Source organism: Hydrogenophaga soli, from assembly GCF_054777695.1.
On sequence record NZ_BAAHAK010000001.1, the window covers coordinates 1 to 21,977 of the forward strand.

General features: G+C 64.7%; 21 protein-coding genes. 6 read left to right on the forward strand and 15 right to left on the reverse strand.

Features of this window, described 5'->3' with window-relative positions; all coding sequences use genetic code 11:
- Positions 1-581: PD-(D/E)XK nuclease domain-containing protein (locus ACYVB7_RS00005; RefSeq protein WP_460504468.1), on the forward strand; the 581-nt coding region annotated here is incomplete at its 5' end.
- Between the two features lie 15 nt (positions 582-596).
- Here ACYVB7_RS00005 and ACYVB7_RS00010 read toward each other — a convergent pair.
- Entirely contained in the window at positions 597-1,892 is a 1,296-nt protein-coding gene (locus ACYVB7_RS00010) for a benzoate/H(+) symporter BenE family transporter (protein ID WP_460504469.1), read from the reverse strand.
- Positions 1,893-1,972: 80 nt separating this feature from the next.
- Here ACYVB7_RS00010 and ACYVB7_RS00015 point away from each other — a divergent pair, with 80 nt between their 5' ends.
- Positions 1,973-3,502, forward strand: coding sequence for an aminotransferase-like domain-containing protein (locus ACYVB7_RS00015; protein WP_460504470.1), 1,530 nt, complete (start codon positions 1,973-1,975; stop codon positions 3,500-3,502).
- On the opposite strand, the gene ACYVB7_RS00020 is transcribed toward ACYVB7_RS00015, so the two are convergent.
- The 6 genes from ACYVB7_RS00020 to ACYVB7_RS00045 all read right to left on the reverse strand — a co-directional run bounded on the left by ACYVB7_RS00020 (position 3,478) and on the right by ACYVB7_RS00045 (position 8,610).
- Positions 3,478-3,981 carry a hypothetical protein gene (locus ACYVB7_RS00020; RefSeq protein ID WP_460504471.1) on the reverse strand — a complete coding sequence of 168 codons (504 nt, stop codon included), beginning with the start codon at positions 3,979-3,981 and terminating at the stop codon, positions 3,478-3,480. The two genes, ACYVB7_RS00015 and ACYVB7_RS00020, sit on opposite strands and share 25 nt — an antisense overlap.
- Positions 3,982-4,060: 79 nt before the next feature.
- Complete coding sequence (gene katG, locus ACYVB7_RS00025) at positions 4,061-6,286, reverse strand: catalase/peroxidase (protein WP_460504472.1); 2,226 nt, start codon at positions 6,284-6,286, stop codon at positions 4,061-4,063.
- 95 nt (positions 6,287-6,381) lie between these two features.
- Complete coding sequence (locus ACYVB7_RS00030; RefSeq protein WP_460504473.1) at positions 6,382-6,891, reverse strand: GNAT family N-acetyltransferase; 510 nt, start codon at positions 6,889-6,891, stop codon at positions 6,382-6,384.
- Positions 6,892-6,904: 13 nt separating this feature from the next.
- Positions 6,905-7,585, reverse strand: a complete 681-nt coding sequence (locus tag ACYVB7_RS00035; RefSeq protein WP_460504474.1) for a PNPOx family protein — start codon at positions 7,583-7,585, stop codon at positions 6,905-6,907.
- A gap of 2 nt (positions 7,586-7,587) precedes the next feature.
- Positions 7,588-7,905: a DUF2322 family protein gene (locus ACYVB7_RS00040; RefSeq protein ID WP_460504476.1), complete on the reverse strand. Its 318-nt coding sequence runs from the start codon at positions 7,903-7,905 to the stop codon at positions 7,588-7,590.
- Between the two features lie 57 nt (positions 7,906-7,962).
- Positions 7,963-8,610: a 3'-5' exonuclease gene (locus ACYVB7_RS00045; RefSeq protein WP_460504477.1), complete on the reverse strand. Its 648-nt coding sequence runs from the start codon at positions 8,608-8,610 to the stop codon at positions 7,963-7,965.
- A 109-nt stretch (positions 8,611-8,719) separates the two neighbouring features.
- Between ACYVB7_RS00045 and ACYVB7_RS00050 the strand changes: the two genes are divergently transcribed.
- Complete coding sequence (locus tag ACYVB7_RS00050) at positions 8,720-9,559, forward strand: phosphate/phosphite/phosphonate ABC transporter substrate-binding protein (protein ID WP_460504478.1); 840 nt, start codon at positions 8,720-8,722, stop codon at positions 9,557-9,559.
- A 41-nt stretch (positions 9,560-9,600) separates the two neighbouring features.
- Entirely contained in the window at positions 9,601-11,466 is a 1,866-nt protein-coding gene (locus ACYVB7_RS00055; protein WP_460504480.1) for an ATP-binding protein, read from the forward strand.
- On the opposite strand, the gene ACYVB7_RS00060 is transcribed toward ACYVB7_RS00055, so the two are convergent.
- From ACYVB7_RS00060 to ACYVB7_RS00075, 4 genes are all read right to left on the reverse strand, one after another.
- Positions 11,442-12,902, reverse strand: a complete 1,461-nt coding sequence (locus ACYVB7_RS00060) for a DUF4139 domain-containing protein (RefSeq protein WP_460504481.1) — start codon at positions 12,900-12,902, stop codon at positions 11,442-11,444. The two genes, ACYVB7_RS00055 and ACYVB7_RS00060, sit on opposite strands and share 25 nt — an antisense overlap.
- 150 nt (positions 12,903-13,052) lie before the next feature.
- The gene (locus tag ACYVB7_RS00065) at positions 13,053-13,676 is read right to left on the reverse strand and encodes a glutathione S-transferase family protein (RefSeq protein ID WP_460504482.1); all 624 of its coding nucleotides are present in this window, start codon (positions 13,674-13,676) and stop codon (positions 13,053-13,055) included.
- Between the two features lie 66 nt (positions 13,677-13,742).
- Positions 13,743-14,066 carry a hypothetical protein gene (locus tag ACYVB7_RS00070; RefSeq protein ID WP_460504483.1) on the reverse strand — a complete coding sequence of 108 codons (324 nt, stop codon included), beginning with the start codon at positions 14,064-14,066 and terminating at the stop codon, positions 13,743-13,745.
- A 9-nt stretch (positions 14,067-14,075) separates the two neighbouring features.
- Complete coding sequence (locus ACYVB7_RS00075) at positions 14,076-14,615, reverse strand: DUF924 family protein (protein WP_460504484.1); 540 nt, start codon at positions 14,613-14,615, stop codon at positions 14,076-14,078.
- A gap of 476 nt (positions 14,616-15,091) precedes the next feature.
- Between ACYVB7_RS00075 and ACYVB7_RS00080 the strand changes: the two genes are divergently transcribed.
- The gene (locus tag ACYVB7_RS00080) at positions 15,092-16,279 is read left to right on the forward strand and encodes a DUF4172 domain-containing protein (RefSeq protein ID WP_460504485.1); all 1,188 of its coding nucleotides are present in this window, start codon (positions 15,092-15,094) and stop codon (positions 16,277-16,279) included.
- A 44-nt stretch (positions 16,280-16,323) separates the two neighbouring features.
- On the opposite strand, the gene ACYVB7_RS00085 is transcribed toward ACYVB7_RS00080, so the two are convergent.
- The 4 genes from ACYVB7_RS00085 to ACYVB7_RS00100 form a co-directional block, all read right to left on the reverse strand.
- The gene (locus ACYVB7_RS00085) at positions 16,324-16,494 is read right to left on the reverse strand and encodes a hypothetical protein (protein WP_460504486.1); all 171 of its coding nucleotides are present in this window, start codon (positions 16,492-16,494) and stop codon (positions 16,324-16,326) included.
- A 154-nt stretch (positions 16,495-16,648) separates the two neighbouring features.
- Positions 16,649-16,957, reverse strand: coding sequence for an AAA family ATPase (locus ACYVB7_RS00090; protein WP_460504487.1), 309 nt, complete (start codon positions 16,955-16,957; stop codon positions 16,649-16,651).
- A 126-nt stretch (positions 16,958-17,083) separates the two neighbouring features.
- A complete protein-coding gene (locus ACYVB7_RS00095; protein WP_460504488.1) occupies positions 17,084-19,063 on the reverse strand; it encodes an NACHT domain-containing protein in 1,980 nt (659 codons plus the stop codon).
- A gap of 38 nt (positions 19,064-19,101) precedes the next feature.
- Positions 19,102-20,940, reverse strand: a complete 1,839-nt coding sequence (locus tag ACYVB7_RS00100; RefSeq protein ID WP_460504489.1) for a glutamine--tRNA ligase — start codon at positions 20,938-20,940, stop codon at positions 19,102-19,104.
- Positions 20,941-21,031: 91 nt separating this feature from the next.
- Here ACYVB7_RS00100 and ACYVB7_RS00105 point away from each other — a divergent pair, with 91 nt between their 5' ends.
- Positions 21,032-21,964, forward strand: a complete 933-nt coding sequence (locus ACYVB7_RS00105; protein WP_460504490.1) for a GGDEF domain-containing protein — start codon at positions 21,032-21,034, stop codon at positions 21,962-21,964.
- The last annotated feature ends 13 nt before the right edge of the window (positions 21,965-21,977 follow it).

Here is a 21,977-nt window from a genome sequence, read left to right on the forward strand (position 1 = left end):
TCCAGGCTGGCTACCTCACCATTGACAGCGTGTGGCAAATCCCGGGGCGCATGGAGGTCACGCTGAAGTACCCCAACCTGGAAGTGCAGGCCAGCCTGAACGACAGCCTGCTGCAACACCTGGTGGGCAACGCATCTACACCGGGGCCGCACATTGGCCGCCTGTACCGCCTGCTGCAAGCGCAGGACTTTGAGGGCCTGAAAGCCCTGTTCCAGGCTTTCTTTGCCACCATCCCGCACGACTGGTACCGCAACAGCCCCATTGCGCAGTTCGAGGGTTACTGGGCCAGCATCTTCTACAGCCACTTTGCGGCACTGGGGCTGGACATCCGGCTGGAAGACACCACCAACAAGGGCCGCATCGACATGGCGGTGCTGTTCAACGGCCAGGTGTTCGTGTTCGAGTTCAAGGTGGTGGAGCTGGTGCCCGAGGGGCGGGCGCTGGCGCAAATCCAGGCCAAGGGGTATGCCGACAAGTACCGCGCCCGGGGCGAACCCATTCACCTCATCGGGGTGGAGTTCAGCAAGGCCGAGCGCAATGTGGTGGGGTTTGAGGTGGCCAGCGTCTCCGTGGGGGAGTGAGGGGCTGGAAACCCCTTACTTGCTCTTCAGCGCCCACCACGTCACCCACCCCAGCGCCATGCCCCAGCAGGCCGACCCCAGGCCCAGCAGCGTGACGTTGGAGGCGGTGACCACGAAGGTGACCAGCGCCGCCTCCCGCTCGTGCGGCTGGGCCATGGCGTTGACCAGCCCGCCCTGAATCGCCCCCAGCAGGGCCAGGCCCGCCACCGTGCTGACCAGGGCCGGGGGCAGCAGGGCAAACACCTGCGTGAGCCCCCCGGCAAAGCTGCCCAGCAGCAGGTAGAACGCCCCACAGGCCACGCCGGCCACCCAGCGGCGCGAGGGCAGGGGGTGCGCCTCGGGCCCGGTGCAAATGGCCGCGGTGATGGCCGCCAGGTTCACCCCGTGGGCCCCGAACGGGGCCATCAGCAGGCTGGCCCAGCCGGTGCCCGTCACCAATTGGCTGGTGGGCGGGGTGTAGCCGGCGGCGCGCATGACCGCCACGCCGGGCATTTGCTGCCCGGTGAGGGTCAGCACCAGCAGCGGCAGGCCCAGGCTCAGGATGGCCGAGGTGTCCAGCTCGGGCGGGATCCACTGCGGCAGCGTGGGCTGCAGCAGGTGCCAGCCCAGGGGGGCAGGCGTGGCCGCTGACGTGGCTGCTGATGTGGCCACGATTGGGCTGCCCCAGCCCAGCACCAGCCACAGCGTGGTGCCCAACAGCAGCGTCAACACAATGGCGTAGCGGGCGCTGCGGCGTTTGAACACCAGGTAACCCGCAAACATGGCCGCCACCAACCAGGGCGCATGCGCCTCGGTGGAACCGGCCCCGGCAAACACCGCGGTGCCAAAGCGCAGCAGGATGCCCGCCAGCATGGCGGCGCACAGGCTTTGCGGAATCCAGCGCATCAGCCGTTCGAAGGCACCGCTCCAGCCAATGCCCACCATCACCGCGGCGGCCACCAGGTAGGCCCCCACCGCCTGGCTGTAGGGCACGGCCGCCAGCCCGCCCACCAGCAAGGCCGCGCCCGGCGTGTTCCACGCGCAGATGACGGGTTGGCGGTGCCGCCAGCTCATCCACACCCCGCACACCCCGGCCCCGATGGAAATGGCCCACACCCAAGAGGCCATCTGCCCCGGCGACAGCCGCGCCGCCTGCCCGGCCTGCAGCACCAGCAGCAGCGGCCCGGCGTAGGAAATGAGCACCGCGATCAAGCCCGCCAGCACGGCGGGCAGGGTTTCGTGCAGCGTGTGCGGCGCGGTGGGGGGTGTGCCGTCCGCGTTGGCGGACGGGGCCTGAGGGGGGGCGAGGGTGGTGGTGTTCATGCTTGCCATGGTGGCGGGCAAAGGGCGTGCCCAGGTGCACAGCCAGCGCGGCGTTTATGCTGCACAGATTCAACAAAACGCCATCTGTCATGCAGCACAGTTACCTGGCCTTGGCCGACCGCCTGGTGGCCGACATCCGCGCCCAGCGTTATGCCCCGGGCGAACGCCTGCCCTCGGTGCGCCACTACGCCGCGGCGCAGGGCGTGAGTGTGTCCACCACCAGCCGCTGCTACCGCCACCTGGAGGCGCTGGGTTATGTGCAGGCCCGCCCCAAGTCGGGCATGTACGTGGCCGACTGGAAAGCCCTGCAAGCCGGGCGCGAAGCCCTGAACCGCGAGCTTCGTGCGGAGGGCGCGGACGGGGCAGGCCCCGTCAGCCCGGTGGCCTACGACAAGCTGGTGTCGCTGCAACACCGCATGACGCAGCTCTACGCCCTGACCCAACAGCCGCTGCGCCAGGGCCTGCACCTGGCCGTGGCCGCGCCCGCGTGGTACCCGCACGAGGCCCTGGCCCGCGTGGGCCAGCGTGTGCTGCGCCGCGATGCGGCGCTGATGTCCGTCTACCCCACGGGCACGGGGTGGCCCGCCTTCAAGGCCGAGCTGGTGCGCCACCTGTCCACCCACGGGGTGGACCTGAGCCCGTCAGAGCTGCTGGTCACCCACGGCGGCACCGAAGCGCTGAACCTGGCCCTGCGGGCCGTGGCCCAGCCGGGCGACGCCATTGCGGTGGAATCCCCCGTGTACTTCGGGCTGCTGCAAATCCTGGACAACCTCGGTCTGAAGGCGGTTGAGGTGCCTTGTGTGCCCGAATCCGGCCTCAGCCTGGAGGCGCTGGACTATGCCCTCACCCACCACGGCAGCGTGCGCGCCGTGGTGGCCAGCCCCAGCTTCCAGAACCCGCTGGGCTGCGCCATGCCCGAAGCCCGCAAGCGCGAGCTGCTGCGGCTGGTGCAGCGCCACGGCGTGGTGTTGATCGAAGACGACGTGTTCGGCGACCTGGCCCCGGACGTGACCGCCGACCCCGCCGTGGGCCCGCAGCGCCCCCAACCCGTGAAGGCCTGGGACCGGGACGGGCAGGTGATTTACTGCGGTTCCTGTAGCAAGAGTGTCTCGCCGGGATTGCGTGTGGGCTGGATTTCAGCCGGAAAACACCACACCCGGGTGGAGTCGCTCAAGGTGAGCCACTCGCTGGTCACCCCGGTGTTTGACCAGGCCGTGCTGGCCGAGTACATGGCCAGCGGGGCCTTGCCCGCCCATTTGCGCAAGCTGCGCGAGCGGCTGGGGGCCAACGTGCCCAAGGCGCTGGAGGCGGTGCGGCGGCATTTTCCGGTGGGCACACAGGTGGTCAGCCCCGCCGGGGGCTGGTGGCTGTGGCTGGCCCTGCCCGAACCCGCCGACACCCTGGCGCTGCTGCGCGACGCCGTGGGCCAGGGCGTGGCGTTCACCCCGGGCAGCCTGTTCTCGGGCATGGGGCGGTTTGGCAACCACCTGCGCCTGAACATTGGCCGCCCCTGGGGGCGGGACATGGAGCAAGCTTTTCAGTGCCTGGGGGCGCTGGCCGCCCGGCAGGCGCATGGGCAAGGCGCGGGCGGCCTTCAGCGGGGGCGCACGCTGTCGTAAATCTGGTTCAGCACGGCCTGGTGTTTGGCCGTGAACTCGCTGGCCGTGGCCCAGTAGGTGATGACCAGCACCCGTTCGCCCACCGGCGCAAAAATGAAGCCCACCTTGGCCGGGCCGTATTTCTTGCTTTGGGCGTTGAACTCGATCTTGTTGGCCTGGGTGCCGCCCACGGTCACGTTGGATTCAACCTTGGTGTTGGGGTTGATCTTGAGGTTGTGTTCCTCGGTCAGCCACGAGAACGAGTCGTCGATGAGCTTGTTCATCTGCTTCTCGGACTTGGCCACTTCAAAAAAGATGGTCACCACCTCGTCGGGGGACTCGGCACCCACGCCGTGGTCGGTGAATTCGGGCTCCCACGCATTGGGAATGTCCAGCGTCACCACCGGCTTGGTTTCAGGAATGTGGATGGTTTTGGCCGACGCCACGGAGGCCGACGCGGCCATCACCAGGGCGGCCAGCAGGTGCAAGAACTTGTTCATCACGGGTGTTGCAAGGGGTTGAAAAAAAGGGCTCGTTGCCGAGCCCCTGCATCTTGCCAAAAGGGGACGCCTGATCGGCTCACTTCACATCAAACCGGTCCAGGTTCATCACCTTGGTCCACGCTTTCACGAAGTCGCGCACAAACTTGCCCGCGTTGTCGGCCTGGGCGTACACCTCGGCCAGGGCCCGCAACTGCGAGTTGGAGCCAAACGCCAGGTCCACGCGGGTGGCGGTCCACTTCAGCGCACCCGTTTGGCGGTCGCGGCCTTCGTAGGCGTTGTCGGCGGTGGGTGTCCACGCGGTGGACATGTCCACCAGGTTCGTGAAGAAGTCGGGTGTGAGTTGACCAGGCCGGTGGGTGAACACCCCGGCCTGGTTGCCGCCGTGGTTGGCCCCCAGCACGCGCAGGCCGCCCACCAGCACCGTCATCTCGGGGGCGCTGAGGGTGAGCAGCTGCGCTTTGTCCAACAGCATCTCTTCGGGCGAGACGCGGTAGGCCGCCTTGCGCCAGTTGCGGAAACCGTCGGCCTGGGGCTCCAGCACGGCGAAGGATTCGGCATCGGTCTGCTCGGGCGTGGCGTCGGTGCGGCCCGGGGTGAAGGGCACGTCCACCGTGTGGCCTGCGGCCTTGGCGGCGGCTTCCACCCCGGCGTTGCCCGCCAGCACGATGAGGTCGGCCATGGACACCTGCTGTGCGCCCGGGTGGGCCTGGTTGAAGCCGTTGCGGATCACGTCCAACGTGGCCAGCACGCGGGCCAGTTGCTGGGGCTGGTTCACCGCCCAGTCCTTCTGGGGGGCCAGGCGGATGCGGGCGCCGTTGGCCCCGCCGCGCTTGTCAGACCCGCGGAAGGTGGAGGCCGATGCCCAGGCGGTGGACACCAGGTCGGCCACGGTCAACCCGCTGGCCAACACCTTGGCCTTGAGTTCGGCGGCGTCGCGGGCGTCGATCAGCTTGTGCGTGACCGGGGGCAGCGGGTCTTGCCAGATCAGGTCTTCAGCGGGCACGTCGGGGCCCAGGTAGCGGGCCTTGGGGCCCATGTCGCGGTGGGTCAATTTGAACCAGGCACGGGCGAAGGCGTCGGCAAACGCGTCGGGGTGGGCCAGGAAGTGGCGTGAGATCTTTTCGTAGGCCGGGTCAAAGCGCAGCGACAGGTCGGCCGTGGTCATCATGGGGCGGTGCTTGAGGCCGGGCACGTGGGCGTCGGGGATCAGGTCTTCCTCGGCCACGTCCTTGGCCTGCCACTGGTGGGCACCGGAAGGGCTTTTCACCAGCTCCCACTCGTACTTGAACAGCACCTTGAAGTAACCCATGTCCCAGGTGGTGGGGTTGGGCTTCCATGCGCCTTCAATGCCACTGGTGGTGGTGTGCTCGCTGTGGCCTTTGCCCAGGGCGTTGATCCAGCCAAAGCCCAGGGTTTCCATGGGCGCGGCTTCGGGTTCGGGGCCCACCAGCTTGGGGTCGCCCGCACCGTGGGCCTTGCCAAAGGTGTGGCCACCGGCCACCAGGGCCACGGTCTCCTCGTCGTTCATGGCCATGCGGGCGAAGGTTTCGCGCACGTCGCGGCCACTGGCCACGGGGTCGGGGTGGCCGTCGGGGCCTTCGGGGTTCACATAGATCAGGCCCATCTGCACGGCGGCCAGGGGGTTTTCCAGGTCGCGTTCGCCGGGTTTGGCGCTGTAACGGCTGTGGGGGGTGTCGCTGGTGGCCAGCCAGGTTTTTTCCGCACCCCAGTAGATGTCTTCTTCCGGCGCCCAGATGTCTTCGCGCCCGCCGCCAAACCCGAAGGTCTTGAAACCCATGGTTTCCATGGCCACGTTGCCCGCCAGGATGAACAGGTCGGCCCACGAAATGGCGTTGCCGTACTTTTGCTTGATGGGCCACAGCAGGCGGCGGGCCTTGTCCAGGTTGCCGTTGTCGGGCCAGCTGTTGAGCGGGGCAAAGCGCTGGTTGCCGGTGCCTGCGCCGCCGCGGCCATCGGCGGTGCGGTAGGTGCCCGCGCTGTGCCAGGCCATGCGGATGAACAGGCCGCCGTAGTGGCCCCAGTCTGCCGGCCACCAGGGCTGGCTGTCGGTCATCAGCGCGGCCAGGTCGGCCTTGAGGGCCGCGTGGTCCAGCGTGCCGAAGGCGTGGGCGTAGTCAAAGTCCGGGTCCATGGGGCTGGACGCGGGCGTGTGCTGGTGCAGGATGGCCAGGTTCAGTTGGTTGGGCCACCAGTCGGCGTTGGACTGACGGGCGGGGGTGGTGCGTGCGCCCGTGGCGGCGTGGAAGGGGCACTGGGCGGCGGGGTTGGCGTGTGCACTCATCGGGGGCTCCTGTTCGGTGAAGAGCCCTGATGGTGCGTGGACTGGAAGTATTTATCCAGTCAATTCAATTTATGTGGCTGATAGCCAATGGCTTGTCAGGCGGTGAATGGGGTGTGGCGGTACACCGTGGCCAGGCCACCCCGGAACGGGATGTGGCTTTCCACTTGGGCCCCCAGGCGCAAGGCCACCGCGTCGGAGGCGGTGTTGCCCTGGGCCACCACGCTGACCGCGGTGGTCCACCCGTACACCTCGTGTGCCGCTTGCAGGGCCCGGCGGGCGGCCTCGGTGGCGTAGCCCTTGCCTTGCTGGTCGGGCAGCAGGGCCCAGGTGATTTCGGGCTCGGGCCAGCCCTCGGGAAACCACAGCCCGCACACGCCCACCAGGTGGTCGGTTTCTCTGTGGGCCACGGCCCAGGGGCCATAACCGCGCAGCAGCCAATGGCCCGAGTACACCGCGAACTTGCGCCAGGCCTCGTCACGCGGGCAGGGGCCGCCGTAGGTGGCCGACACCGGGTGGGCAAAAAAGCCCGCCATGGCCTCGAAGTCGGCCTGCCGAAAGGCACGCAGCCGCAGCCGCGGGGTGTCCAGGGTGGGGATGTGGATCACGTGTCAGGGGCTTTCAAAGCGTCTGCCGGTACCGCTCCAGCATTTGGGCCTGCGTTTCGGCCACGACGGTTTCGCCGCGGTAGTGGGCGATCTGGTCGCGCATCATCTCGGCCATGCTGGGCAGTTGGCTGCGTGGCAGGTGGCGGGCGGGGTTCCACAGCTCGGCGCGCATCAGCGCCTTGGCGCAGTGCAGGTAGGCCGAACGCACGGCCACGCGGATGGTCAGCTTGGGCGTGCGCCGCTCGTCGGCGCACAGGGCCAGGTCGGTCGGGTCGGTGCTGAGGGTGGCCAGACCGTTGACGCGCAGGGTTTCGTCCACGCCCGGCACCAAAAACAGCAGGCCCACCCAGGCTTGCCCGGCCACACCCTCGGCTTGGCCGCTGGCGATGTTTTCCAGCGTGTCCAGCCGGTTGTTGCCGGGTGCGTCGGGAATCAGCAGGGTGCGGGCGTCGGGCACTTTCACAAAGCCGGGCTGGCCGCCGCGGGGCGAGGCGTCGGTGCCCGGGCTCAGCAGCGGGGCGGTGTCAGGCTGGACTGCCACGCCCACCGAATGTGTGGCCACCACCACCAGCGGCGAGCGGGCCACAAAAGCCTGGCAGTGCGCGTCCAGCTCGGGGATTTCCTTCTTGGCCGACCGTTCGCGCACCGGGTCGTACAGGGCGCGAAGCTGGGCGACGGAGGTGATGCGGGACATGCTCAGGCCTGCACCAGTTCCACCCGGTAGGCCGTGCCGCCTTGGGCCCAGGCGGCAAGCCGGTCGATGTTGGGGTGTTTGCCGGGGTGGGCGGTGGCGTCGGCGGTGTGCTCGGCGTACCACTCCAGCCCCAGCGTGGCGGCGGCGGGGGTGATGTGCCCGCCATACAGCGCCGCCAGTGCGTGGTAGACGGCCAGAGAGCCCGCCTGGCCGGGTTTGTTTTCCAGGGTGGCCAGCACCTGGCCCTGGGCATCGAGCACGCGCAACGCGGCCAAGTGGCTGACGGAGGGGAGTTGTTTGAGGCGTTCAGAGAAGTTCATTTTTGATAGCTGGTTGCGCTTGTATATAAAGCGGTGGAGGCGAAAAAAGCTTTGAATTCAGGCGGTGGAGGCGACCGTGGTGGCGGCGACCGTGGCCGCACTCGCCTCGCGGGCCAGCCACTGGGCCAGTTGCGCCTTGCTGCATTGTTGCAAGCGCGTCAGCAGGTGGTGGCTGGGGGCGTGCAGGCTGTGTTCGCGGCGCAGCACGCCCAGCATGTGGCGCAGCAGTTCGGCGGTCATTTCGGCGTCAGCCAGGGCACGGTGGGCGCGGCCCGTGGTGGGCAGGTCCAGGTACTGGGCCAGCGTGCCCAATTTGTGGTTGGGGGCCTGGGGGTACAAGCGGCGTGACAACAGCACCGTGCAGGCAAAGGGCTGGTCGGCGGGCAGGGCCAGCCGGGCCAGCTCGGTCTGCCACACCTTGCGGTCGAACGAGGCGTTGTGCGCCACCAGCGGGGTGGTGCCCACAAAGCGGGCGGCATCGGCCATGACCTGTTCCACGGCCGGTGCGCTGCGCACCATGGCGTTGGTGATGCCCGTGAGCTGCACGATGAAGGGCGGAATGGTCACGCCCGGGTTCATCAGGCTCTGGAAACGGTCCACCACGTGGCCGTTTTCGGTGAGCACAATGGCCACTTCGGTGGGGCGGGCACCCACCTCGGGCGACATGCCGGTGGTTTCAAAGTCGATGACGGCGATGGTGGGCATGCTGGGGCGTGGGGGGGGGGACGGCGTGAGGTGGCTATCGTAGTCTGCGTCCGAGGTACGCTACGCTGCTCGCCGTGCCCCGCTTCTTCCTGTCTGCCCCCTGCTTGCCATGACCCTCCAACGACGCCAATGGCTCCTGCTGGCCGCCCTTGCCGCAGGTGTTGCACGGGGGCATGCCGCCACCAACTTGCGCTTTGGTGTGGTGCCCTACCTGACGGCACGCCGCCTGGCCACGCTGTACGAACCCGCCCGCAACTTCTTTGAACAGACGTTGGCGCGACCCGTGCAGTTTTCGTCGGCCCCCGACTACACCGTGCACCTGCAACGCCTGCGCGAGCAGGCCTACGACTTGGTGGCCGACTCGCCGACCTTTGCGCGGCTGGCCCAGCGCGAGCTGGGATACGTGCCCCTTGCCCGCACCGTGGTGCCGCTTCAGCCCATCCTGGTGATGGGGGAGGGCAAGGCCCTGTCCTCGGTGGCCGCCTTGCGCGGGCAGACGGTGGCGGTGTCCGACCGCATGGCCACACTCACTGTGGTGGGGCTGCGCTTCCTGCGCGATCAGGGCCTGCAACCGGACCAGGACGTGACCATCAAGGTGGCGGGCAGCCACGTCAACGCCATCCAGCGGGTGCTGGCCGGCGAGGCCGCCGCGGCCATCGTGTCGCGCACCACGCTCAAGCAGATTGAAGTTCCGCTGGCGTCGCGCATGCGGCTGGTGATGGCGCTGCCCCAGGCCCTGTCTGCCGTGGTCTACACCGTGTCGCCCGCGCTGGCGGCCCAGGCCCCGACTTTGGCGCAACGCTTGCTGGCGTTTGCCAACCAGGACCCGGTGGGCAAGGCCTTCATCGCGGCCCTCGGGCACGAGGGGCTGGTTCCGGCGGGGCGCGAAATGGCGCAGGTCGACCCCCTGGTGGTCGAGTTCTACCGACAGCTCAACAACCCCGATTGAGCGGCCCGCCCGCTCCATTGCCCTTGCATTTCCGTGTGTCCATGCGTGCCTTGCCGTTCCTGACCCCGCTGAGACGGTCGTTTCGTACCCAGCTCACCGCCCTGGCGGTGTTGCTGGTGGTGTTGACCAACTGCATCCTGGTGGGGGGCATGACCTTGGCCTTCCTGGGCGATGCCGAGCGCAACGAACACGCCGAGGTCGAGTCCGTCGGGCGGCTGGCGGCCACCGCCCTCGTCGGGCCCATGCTGGAGGCCAACTACGCCGAGGTGGCCGACATTGCCCGCGACGCCGTCGCCGCCAAGGAGATCGGCTACATCCAGGTTGCCCTGCCCGACGGCGTGCAACTGGTCCAGGTGGGGGCACAGCGCTCCGGCAAGTGGTCACCCGTGATGTACGAGCAGCCCTTGCGCTACGGCAAGCAGACGCTGGGCACCCTGCGCCTGCAAATGTCCAACGCCCCCTGGGAAAGCGCGTTGCCGGGGTGGCTGGTGGCGCAGGGGGTGTCCATCTGCCTGTCGCTGGGGCTGGCCTACCTGCTGTTCCATGGCTTCATCCGCACCGTGGAGCAGCGCATCCAGGCCCTCAAGCACGCCACCGAGGCCTTTGTGGCCGGCCACACCGAGGCGCGGGCCGACCTCTCGGGCGAGGACGAGTTGGCCGAGTTTGGCCGCGCCTTTGACGCCGCCATGCAAGACATTGCCACCTCGCAGGCGCGTTTGCGTGACAGCATCGAAGCCGCCCAGGCCGCCAGCGTGGCCAAAAGCCGCTTTCTGGCCACCATGAGCCACGAAATCCGCACCCCGCTCAACGGGGTGCTGGGCCTCACGCAACTCATGCTGATGGCCCCCACCTCGCCCGAAGACCAGCAGAAGTACCTGCGCACCATCCTCAGCTCGGGCACCACGCTGCTGGCACTGCTCAACGACGTGCTCGACCTCTCCAAGGTCGAGGCCGGTCGCCTGGTGCTGGAAACATTGGCCTTTTCTCCGGACCAACTGCTGCACGACGCCGCGGCGCTGATGGAGGTGAACGCCACCGACAAAGGCCTGGGCTGGACGGTGGCCTGGACCGGCGGCCCCGGCCAGGTGCTGGGTGACCCCTACCGCCTGCGGCAAATGCTGTCCAACCTGATGGGCAACGCCGTCAAGTTCACCGAAACAGGCCACATCCACATCCAGGGCACCGAGGTGGAAGGTTCGGAATCGGGGGGCTGGGTCTGTCTGCGCTTTGCGGTGCAAGACACCGGCATCGGCATCGCCCCGGACCGGCTGGGCCAGCTGTTCAAGCCGTTTTCGCAGGTGGACGCCTCCGACACCCGCAAGTTCGGCGGCTCGGGGCTGGGCTTGTCCATCGTGCGGTCGCTGGCCGAGCAGATGGGCGGGCGTGTGGGCGTGGACAGTGTGTTGGGCCAGGGCTCCACCTTCTGGTTCGAGGTGCGGCTCAAACGCCATGCGGGGGCTTGGCCCGCCACCGCACCGCGGCAGGTGGCGCTGGCCGAGTCAGCCGAGCCCACGCCCACGGGGGGCTGTGTGCTGCTGGTGGAAGACAACCTCACCAACCGCCTGGTGGTGGAGAAGCTGCTGCTCAAGGCCGGTTACCGGGTGCTCAACGCCGACAACGGTGCCCTGGGCGTGGAGTGCTACCTGGCGCACCAGGCCGACATCCAGCTGGTGCTGATGGACGTGCAAATGCCCGTGATGGATGGCTTGGAAGCCACCCGCACCATCCGCCAGCACGAAGCACAGACCGGCGCCCGCCACACGCCGGTGGTGGGCCTCACGGCCAACGCCTATGCCGAAGACCGCACCGCCTGCCTGGCCGCGGGCATGGACGACTTTGTGACCAAACCCATCAACGTCAGCCACCTGCTGCAGGTGGTGGCTCAGTACCGCACCAGTGCGCGGTAGCTCAGGGTGGTGCTGCCCTCGGCGGGCACGTTGACCTTCCACACCGCGGTGTTGCTGGTGGCCTTGGTGGAGGGGTGGTTTTCGCTCAGCATCTTCCAGTCGCCGGGAATGGGCTCTTGCACCGTGACCGTCACCGCCTCTTTCTTGGCGTTTTTCAGCACCAGCTCAAAGGCGGTTTCAAACTGGTTGTTGTAGCGCTCGGTGTTGGGCAGCTTCTTGAAGTCGGTCTGCTTTTTGTCCGCCGTCACGTCAAAGGCTTCGCCCAGCTTCAGGCGCACCTTTTCGTTCTTGGGCGTGTGGTCGATGCGGTCTTCACCCACAAACTGGGCGTTGCCCGCACTGTCCTTCTTGTACACGCGGACGATGCCCTTGGGCAGCGGCTGGCCCAGGTGGGCGCTTTCCTTGTTGTCGAACTCCATGTACACGCTGGCCTTGAGCTTTTGGCCCAGGTCGCCAAAGCTGCTGCGGTAGTAGTAGTCGGCCCCCCGCAGCAGCAGCTCCTTGCGGGCGGGCACGGCGGCGGCGGCCAGCAGGGCCACCTGCTTGGTCTGGTTCTCGGCGATGGTGGTGGGGCGTTGCAGGGTGTACAGGTGGTATTCGAACAGCGATTCCTCGGCCATTTCCCGCTTGGCCATGGGCGCGGGGGCCGCCGCCGGGTACACCTGTGCCCGGGCCAGGTTCTGCAGGGCCGGGGCCACCTGGTTCACGTCACCGGCCACCAGTTGCAGCTTGGCGTTGCGGTAGGTGGCGCCGCTGGTGTTGGTCAGCGTCACCCAGCCGGACAGGTCCAGCGCGGTGTCGGCGGCGTTCAGCTCCACCACGTAGTCGGCCTTCCAGGCCAGGCCGCTGGTCAGGTAGCTCAGCTCCACGTCCTGCTGGGTGGTGCCGCTGTTGTCCAGCGACATGACCAGCGTGGGCCGGTCGCGCAGGTTGGGGGGCACGTCGCTGTAGACGATGCGGCCATTGGGTGTGCCGGTTTCAATGCGCGGGCCCACCTGCAGCACGATGCCGTTGTTGGCCGCCAGCACCTGCGCCTGCTCGGTGGTTTCGGCCCCCGTGGTGGGGTGGGTGCGCACCAGTTGCACGGTGCGGCCCACGTACTTTTCCAGCAGCTTTTGCGGGGTGAGCAGGTCGAAGTCGAAGTTCTGCTCCTGCACGTACAGGCTGCCCGGCGCACTCACGCTGCGCAGCAGGGCGGTTTCGGGCCGCATGCGGGCGCTCACGTCGCGAAAGGCCAAGGCCAGCGGGCCGGTCTTGAGCTGCAGCTTGCGCTGGTCTTTCACCAGCGCCAGGTTCTCGTTGTAGATGGTGACGGCCACCTGCGTCTGGTCGGCCAGGGTGCTGCGCTGTTCGTCGGTCTGGGCCAGCGCGTTGGCCCCCATCAGCAGGGTGGACAGGGCCGACAGGGCCAGGAGGGGGGACCGGGTGCGTTTCATCGGAGGTTTCCTCTCGCGGTGGGGGAGCGGGCTGTGGGGCGCTCGGACATCAGCGCTGGGATTCTGGCCCGTTTTGCCCCACTGCCACCGCGGGCGCACAAGTTCTTACAACCCGTCCCGCCCGGCCCCCGGTGGCGTCTGGCGGGTGAATCAACGCGCCGCAAACTGCGCGTAGTACGCCTGCACGCCGGGCAGGTTGGCGATGCGCTCCATGTGGGCATTGAGCGCGGGGGCCACGCGCGCCACCAGGTCGGTGGGCACATGGTCCAGCCGCCCGGAATTGAGCCCGCGCACATCCACAAACACCTTCAGGTCGGCCATGGTCAGGCGGTGGTCGGCAAAGTACTCGCCGCCGTGCGCCTGCAACTGGGCCTGCAGCCAGGCCAGGTACACGGGCATGGAGCCGTTCACCAGGGCCAGGCGGGCGGCTTTTTGCTCCTCGCCCGTCATGCGGAAGGTGGGGCCCAGGCGTGCGTTGGCCTCTTCCACCACAAACGACACCTCGTCGCACAGCAGGGCCTGCAGTGGGTCGGTGGGGTACAGGCCCGCCAGCTTGCCCACGTAGCGGTTGATGGCATCGCACTGCGTGACGTGCACGCCGTCCACCTCCAGCGTGGGGACTTGGCCAAAGGGCGTCTGCTTGCGGAACTCGGCGAATTCAGGGAACGAAATGCGGTGGTCGGTGAAGGCAATGCCGCCCATGTGCAGCGCAATGCGTGCAGGCTCGGCGCGGCCACCGTGGAAGTCGAAGTAATGCAGCGTGAGTTGGGGCATGGGGTCTCCTTGGGGTGGGGGGGAAACGCAAGCGCGCCATTCTGGCGGCATTCGAAAAGCGGTGCTTCAGGCCTGCCAAACCCCAAACCCGGCGCTGCGCAGGTCGATGCCCACCTCCACCTCCCGCGTCTGGGCCTCCTTGTAGGGCATGGGGTTGAAGCCCTCGTACAGGTCGGGCAGCAGGCGCAGGCCGTACTTGCGCACATAGGTGTTGGACTGGATGCCTGCCTTGTGCTTGTCAAACCGCACGTCGGGGTCCAGCCCCGTCATGCCCACGTACACGCAGGGCTTGCCCGCCACGTAACCGGGGTTGCAGCGGCGGAACTTGGCCTCCAGCAGCACGTCGGGGTGCAGCTCAATCACGTACACGTGGTGGTGGGGGCGGGGCATGGGCGACTCTCAGAACGACGAACCCGGCTCCTGCAGAAACGCCAGTTCTTCCGGGGTGGACGTGCGGCCCAGCACCGCGTTGCGGTGCGGGTAGCGCCCAAAGCGCTCGATGATGGCCTGGTGCGCCCGCTCAAAGCGCAGGTTGTCTTCCAGCCCCGGTTGCGAGAACAGCGCCACCGCCTGCTGGTGAATCAGCGCCGACTCGCTGTGCATGTAGGGCATGTAGGCAAAGCGGCGCTGCGCCACGGGCAGGCTGCGGTCAGCCCCGGTGGCCACCAGCTCCTGCGCCAAGGCCAGGGCCAGCGCGTCCTGCGCAAAGGCGCGGGGCGTGTCGCGCCACACGTTGCGCGAAAACTGGTCCAGCACCAACACCTCGGCCAGCCGCCCCTCGGGCGTGGTGCGCCAGCCAAACAGCTCGCACCGCGCAGCGGCTTCCAGCACGGTCCCAAAGCGGTTGCCAATGGTGTCGTCCAAGGCTGCGTCCTTGGCGAAGTGCTGGGCGGGCGTGAGTTCGGTGAACCAGAAGTGGAGGATGGCCTGGGGTGTCATGGACAGTGGGCACTCAATCAGTGCCTTGGTCTGGGGGGCGTTGTGTTTGCCGGGCGATTTGCCCCAGCCGTACAAAGTATGAGCACTGCTCCACCCATTGAAGGCGTTGCAAGGGGGTCAACTGTGCAAAGGCTTTCAGCCGTTCGTCGCTCACATAGTAGGTGCGCTGATCCCGAAGGCTTGGGGGGCGTCATGGCGCTTGAGTGCGTTGCAAATGCGGAAACTCGGCTCAAAGTCTATCGACTCACGCGTGCAAAAGTGCTGGTTCAGCACCGATTGGCGGGCTGAGGTCGTGGTGTGGCTGAAATGTCAAATTTCATAGCTTCTTACGCTTATCAATAAAGAGCTAGAGGCTGATTTTTTTGATATTTGTGCGTTGCCCTGTGCTCCTGCGATGCACATCAAACCGTCCCCGTGAAGCGCAAACAGTCCATTTGCGCTTCATTCTTGAAGCGTAAAAACCTAAAATGCGCTTCATGTGGATCTGGCAAGCCCCCGAGTGGCCCAATTTTCAGGTGGACGCACAGGCGCTACAGCCTGCGCTGGCGGCAGCGCGGCTGGCGCAGGGGCGCATGCTGGGCGTGGTCAGCGGCTTGCAGCTGGTGGACCTGGGCGACCTGCAACTGGCCGAATGGGCTGACGAAGCCGTGGCCACCGCGCAGATCGAGGGCGAGGCGCTGCAATTCAACTCGGTGCGTGCTTCAGCCGCCCGCCGCCTGGGCCTCACGCAAAGCAGCCGCGCCATGCAACGCCAGCGCGAGCCGCGGGTTGAAGCCACGCTGGACGTGGTGGAAGCCGCCGTCCAACACTGGGCCGAACCCCTGAGCGCCCAACGCCTGTTTGGCTGGCATGCCGCCCTGTTTCCCACCGGGCGCAGCGGCATCACCCCCATCGTGGTGGGGGGCTGGCGCGACCACCCCGAGCCCATGCAAATCGTCACCCCACGGCTGGGGCGGCCCGACGTGGTGCACTACCAAGCGCCCGACTCGGGCGACGTGCCCGCCCACATGGCGCAGCTGATCGACTGGTTCAACCACCCCGCAGAGGTCAACCGCCTGGACGGGCTGGTGCGCGCCGCCCTGGCACACCTTTGGCTGGAGGCCATTCACCCCTTTGAAGACGGCAATGGCCGCGTTGGCCGTGCGCTGGCCGACTTGGCCATGGCGCAAGACATGCGCAGTGGGCAGCGCCTGTTCAGCTTGTCGCGCCAAATGTGGCTGGACCGCGCGGGCTACTACCGCGAACTGCAAGCCGCCACCAGCCAGCCCGTGCTGGACGTGACCCCCTGGGTGCGTTGGTTTGTGGGCTGCGTGGAACAAGCCTGCCTGGCCACCGTGGCGCAGGTGCAAGGCGCGGCACGCAAAACCGCCTTCTGGGCCACGCTGCAAGCCCACCACCCCCAGCTTTCGGCCAGCCAGCGCAAGGTGCTGAACAAGTTGTACGACCTTGGCCCAGACGGTTTTGCCAACGGCCTGAGCACCGAGAAATACACGTCCATCGCCCAAGTGTCACGCGCCACGGCCTACCGGGAGCTGACCGACTTGGTGGCGCTGGGCGTGCTGGTGAAAACTGGCGTGGGCCGGGGGACGCGGTATGCGTTGGCGGGGGAGGGTGCGATGGGGTCGGGGGCTGAGGGTGTCCCTGCGGAACATCAAAAACAATAGCTGTTTGCGCATTCAAAACAAGCGCTGGATGCCATTTTGTTGCATCAACCTGCTGGGCGAGAACCGATGGGAGCTTTGGGCTTGATGCCCGGCACCACCACCCCATAGGCATCGGCCAGCCGTTGTGCCTGTTTGGCCGACTGCTCCAAGGCCTTTTGCAGCGCTTTGGGGGACGGCGTCAGGCGTTTGGGCTGAGTTTTTGCAGTTTGTGCCATGTGGTGGGCTCCGTCACTGTGAGTTGGCCATTCAGCTTGGCTGCGACCGTGCGCGCAAGCGGAGGGGTGGAATTATCAAACAGCGTCCACTCATCGGCCAGAGGCATGTAGAGCGTAAAGAAGTTGATCACGCTGCGACCATAACGCCGCCGAATCACATCGGCAGGCACAGCTTGAGTGTGCTCAAAAAGGCCGCAAACGTCCGGCTGGACAGGGTGGATTCAAAGGCGAAATCTGCCTTGGCGTCAGCCAACTGATGCAACCGCTTGAGCATGATGCGGCCCGCCTCAAACGCCACTGCATCGGTGTTTCGGCCCGACAAGCCTCGGGCGATGTAGTCGGCGTTGACAAAAGTGTCGATGCCCAGCGCCGCAAGAATGGCATCAGCGTGCGTTGACTTGCCAGCGCCGTTGGGGCCGGCAAACACAACGACGCGGGGTGGAGGCTTGGGCGTGTCAGGCATGGTGGATGCAGTTCAAACCGGATGAAAGTCCTGCGGCCACAGAAAGTAGGGCCCAAAGCGGGACTTGGCCACGAACTCCACACCCGCTTCTTGGCCCTTGGGTGCCAGCGCGTGCCGATCGCCTTCTCAAGAGGATTTGGAAAATTTTTCAATGTTCCCGAGAGTGATCGAAGCTATGCGGGCGGTGGATGTATTTTTTCTGGCCTCTATTTTTTTGGTCAAAATATCTTTAACTTCTGCGCCTCTGGTTGAGACTAGTGGTGTCACCAAATTTAATAGCAAGGCGTCTTTCAATAGATCGATGCCTTTTTTGTTCTCGATCTCTGGGAGACTTCGTAGCACTGTTTCCGCGTACCCTGGAATCGGGGTGCGCAGTATTTCATTTGACAGTTGCTTAAACGGTTGGAGTGCGGTGGAAAGGCTTGGTCGCTTGTGAAAATAAACGTACGGGTGCATAATTCCGTCTGGAATTAGCTGAGATAGCGGATAAACGCCTCCCTCACTGTAAATTCTTGCGATTTCGAACTGAGAGGCCACTAAGTGATCAAGTGCTTGTCGACGCGTTGGTGGTGAAATATATGGACCTGTTGCTAGGCATCTGTAAAGAAGTCTGAGCCAGTCAGTTCTCTTTGCCATTGGCGGATAGTTTGTGAGTCCCTTCAATGAGCTCTTGGTTATCAGGAACTGAATTAGAGGATCTGCATCTTGTTCGAGGCCTGCAATGAACTCGAAAATGCTATGCCAATCTGGATTGTCGATGTTTGTTTGCAAGTACCTTAATCCAAGGCCTCTTGACGAAATTGCGCGTGCGGCAAAAAAGTCCTGAAAAGAGGTGTGACTGAATCCGTAGTGATCTTGGGAGAACTGTTCGAGAATGCCGTGATGACTATCTATTTCAGACAGCATTCCAATGGCATCGCTCGGTTCAAGTGAGACTCGTGAGCAAAAATTGGATACAACTTCAATAGTTGCTGCCTTAGGAAAAATGAAGGTCAGACCATCCTTTGTGAAGTGATAAGCTATTTCCTCGAAAAGGCGTTCCTTGGCTTGGTCGGTAAGTGATTGATATGCTGTGTCCCGCCGGAAGCGTCTAGCGGTATCCCACTCTCTTAGAAGGGTTTGTGAGCAGCGATTGAAGAGTTCTACTTTCCGCCGCGGCAAAGCCAAGTCATGCTTAAACTGAATGCATAAGAGACTGAGTAAAAGCGGTGTTTCTGTGAGGCTGGATATGCTGTTATCGTTCTCAATTATTGTTAATAGTTCTAGCGCCCTCTCAGGCTCTTCTGTAAACCAAGCTTTTGTGATTTTTCTAACTGCTGCCTTGTCCAGTTTTGCAATTTCAATTTCGTGAAATGCCTCCAGCATATCACCTTGATAGTCTGCAGTTCTGCACGATATCACCACCTTGGTTTTGGGGTAAATTGAGCAAAATGAGTGAATTTTTTCTAGAAGTTGGGCGCGTTGTGATGTAGGTACTTCATCCAATGAGTCCAGTAATACGGCTGCATAGCCCTTCGAAAGAATGCGTTTCAAATAATCGTTCGAATACTCATTTGTTTTTTCCTTGATCGGATTAAGTAAAAAATCAAATAGCTCTTTATTGCTTCGAGATAATACGGGTAGGGCGACAAAGAATGGAATAAGAGACGTTTTGAGATTTGTTGTTGAGAAAATGTCTTTGTCTGAATAAGAGAGAGCTAGGAATTTTAAAAATGTTGTTTTCCCGGCGCCTGGGCCGCCTAGCACGGCAATGCGCTCTTTCCCTTCAATGAATTCATCACCAGGGACCAGGTTTGTACTGTTTACTTTAATTGGGGAGTTTCGCGTTGATGGAATCCATTCATCTGTGAACAAGCGACGCCTGATGGTCGTGGAAACGCGGGCTGGATTGTAGAGATTCTTGAGTAAGGATGGTTGATTCATCCCAAGGAGTTTGATATATTGAACTTCTTGTCTTAGTGTTTCAATATGTGCATTGTGATAGCGGTTGAAAATATCGAGAGACTCTACTTCTGTGTTTATTCCATCAAAGACGGATTTTATTGATTGAGTGATTGGTCCCTGAAACCACTGGAGACCTTGATCTATTAGTCCTGGTGTACTCATGTTTCCTCCTTTTGATTTATCTTTGAGTCGGGGCGGGCTTACTTACCCCAAGAATCCTTCAACCCCGTCACCCGGTTGAACACCACTTTCCCGCCCACGCCATGGTCCTTGCGGTCGGCCACAAAGTAGCCATGGCGCTCGAACTGGAACTTCTGGTCGGGCAGCGCGGCGGCCAGTGACGGTTCCACATACGCCGTCACCACCTTCAGGCTGTTGGGGTTCAGCGCAGCCAGAAAGTCCTTGCCGCCTGCGTCGGGTTGCGGGTCGGCAAACAGGCGGTCGTACAGGCGCACTTCGGCTTCTCTGCCGTCGGCCACGCCCACCCAGGTGATGGCGGCCTTGGCCTTGACGCTGTCGGCACCCGGGGTGCCGCTCTTGGTGCCGGCAATCACCTTGGCGTGCACCTCGGTCACCTGGCCGTTGGCGTCTTTGGCGCAGCCGGTGCATTCGATCACGTAGCCGCCTTTCAGCCGGACGATGTTGCCCGGGAACAGGCGCTTGTAGCCCTTGGGCGGCACTTCTTCAAAGTCTTCCCGCTCAATCCACACCTGGTTGCCAATCTGGAATTGGCGGTCTGGGGGCGGCGTTTGGCCTTCGGCAATGGCCGAGTGGGGCAGGGCGGGTTGGGTGCAGGGTTCCAGGTAGCCGTCAGCGCCGAACACCTCGGCCCAGTTGGTCAGCACCAGTTTCACCGGGTCCAGCACGGCCATGCCGCGGTGGGCTTTGTGTTCCAGGTCTTCGCGCAGGCAGCCTTCCAGGGTGCTGTAGTCAATCCAGCTGTCGGCCTTGGTCACGCCAATGCGTTCGGCAAACAGTTGAATGCTTTCGGGCGTGTAGCCGCGGCGGCGCAGCCCCACGATGGTGGGCATGCGGGGGTCGTCCCAGCCGCTCACCTTGCCTTCGGTCACCAGTTGGGCCAGCTTGCGTTTGCTGGTGATCACATACGTCAGGTTCAGCCGCGCAAACTCGTACTGGCGGGGCTGGGGGGTGTTGATCAGGCCGCCTTCGGCCAGGCGGTCCATCAGCCAGTCGTAAAACGGGCGTTGGTCTTCAAATTCCAGCGTGCAAATGCTGTGGGTGATGTTTTCCAGCGCGTCCTCAATGGGGTGCGCAAAGGTGTACATGGGGTAGATGCACCACTTGTCGCCCGTGTTGTGGTGGGTGGCGCGCCGAATGCGGTAAATGGCCGGGTCCCGCAGGTTGATGTTGGGGCTGGCCATGTCGATTTTTGCACGCAAAACCATAGCGCCATCGGCATGTTTACCAAGCGCCATCTCCCGAAAACGTTCCAAATTTTCGGCGGGGGTGCGGCTGCGGAAGGGGCTGTTCTTGCCGGGGGTGGCAAAGTCGCCACGGTTGGCGCGCATTTCTTCGGGCGTTTGTTCGTCCACGTAGGCCAGGTCGCGCTCAATCAGGTGCTCGGCGGCGCGGTACATGAAGTCGAAGTAGTCGCTGGCGAAGTAGGCGGGCACCTGTTCCGCTTGGCTGGTGCTGCCGTTCCACGTAAAGCCCAGCCAACGCACGGCGTCGGTGATGGAGTCCACAAACTCCTGGCTTTCCTTCTCGGGGTTGGTGTCGTCAAAGCGCAGGTGGCACACGCCGCCGTAGTCACGCGCCAGGCCGAAGTTCAGGCAGATGCTTTTGGCGTGGCCCACGTGCAGGTAGCCGTTGGGTTCGGGCGGAAAACGGGTGCGGATCTTGGCCGGGTCCAGCGGGCCAGCGGCGTGGTGCGCGGCGTCGCCGGGGGTGCCTGCCCAGTGGCGCTGGGCGTGGGTGCCTTGGGCCAGGTCTTTTTCGATGATCTGGCGCAAGAAGTTGCTGACGTGGGGGGCGTTGGCGGAATCCGCTGCGTTGTTGGGGGTGTTGGGGGCGCTCATGCGGGGATTTTAGGGCGCAGCCCTGCACGCGGGCGGGGCTGCGCCCTACACTGTGGCTTCGCCTTGGCCGAGCCCCGCATCCACCGCCCCCATGTCCCCATCCCCCCCTTCGTTGCACCCACATGCCGAGCACATGGCTCGCCTGTATGAGCGGTGCCCGATGATGGTGAGCCTGTACGACCCGTCGGACATGCTGTGTTACGGCAACGCGGCGTTCTACAGCGCCCACGGGCTGGAGCCGGGCACCTTGCTCACGTGGTCTGACCTGATGCGCCACAACCACCGCCACCAGGTGGGCGCGGTGTTGACCGCCCCCGACATCGAAGCCTGGCTGGTGTCCACCCGCACACGGCGTGGCAAGCTGCCGTTTCGCAGCTTCGAGGCCGATTTGCGCGATGGCCGCTGGATCTGCATGACCGAGACCATGGACGAGCAGGGCTGGATGCTGTGCATCGGCTTCGACATTTCGGAGCTGCGGGCGGGTGAACGCTCGCTGCGGCAGGCGCGTGACGGGGCTTTGCGCGCTGCCCAAGTGGATGTGCTCACCGGCATCAGCAACCGCGCCCATGTGTTGCAGCAGTTGGACACGCGGCTGGACCAGTTGCGCCAGCACGGCCAACCCTGCGGGCTGGTGCTGCTGGATTTGGACCATTTCAAACGCATCAACGACACCCACGGCCACATGGGCGGCGATTTGGTGCTGACGGCGTTTGCCCGCCTGGTGGAAGCCACGCTGCGCCGCGACGACGGTTTTGGCCGCCTGGGGGGCGAGGAGTTCATGCTGCTGTTGCCCAACGTCACGCCGCAGGCCCTGGCCTTGGCGGTGGGCCGGGTGTTGAGCAAGGTGGCGGCGGCCCAGCCCTTGTCGGAGGTGCCGGATTTCCGCTTCACCTGCTCGGCCGGGGTGGCCATGCTCGACCCGGCGCTGGACGCCGTGCACAACATGCGCCGGGCCGACATGGCCTTGTACGCGGCCAAGGCCCGCGGGCGCAACCAGTGGGTGTGGGCCGAAGACGCGGCCTGAGCGGCTGAAGCCC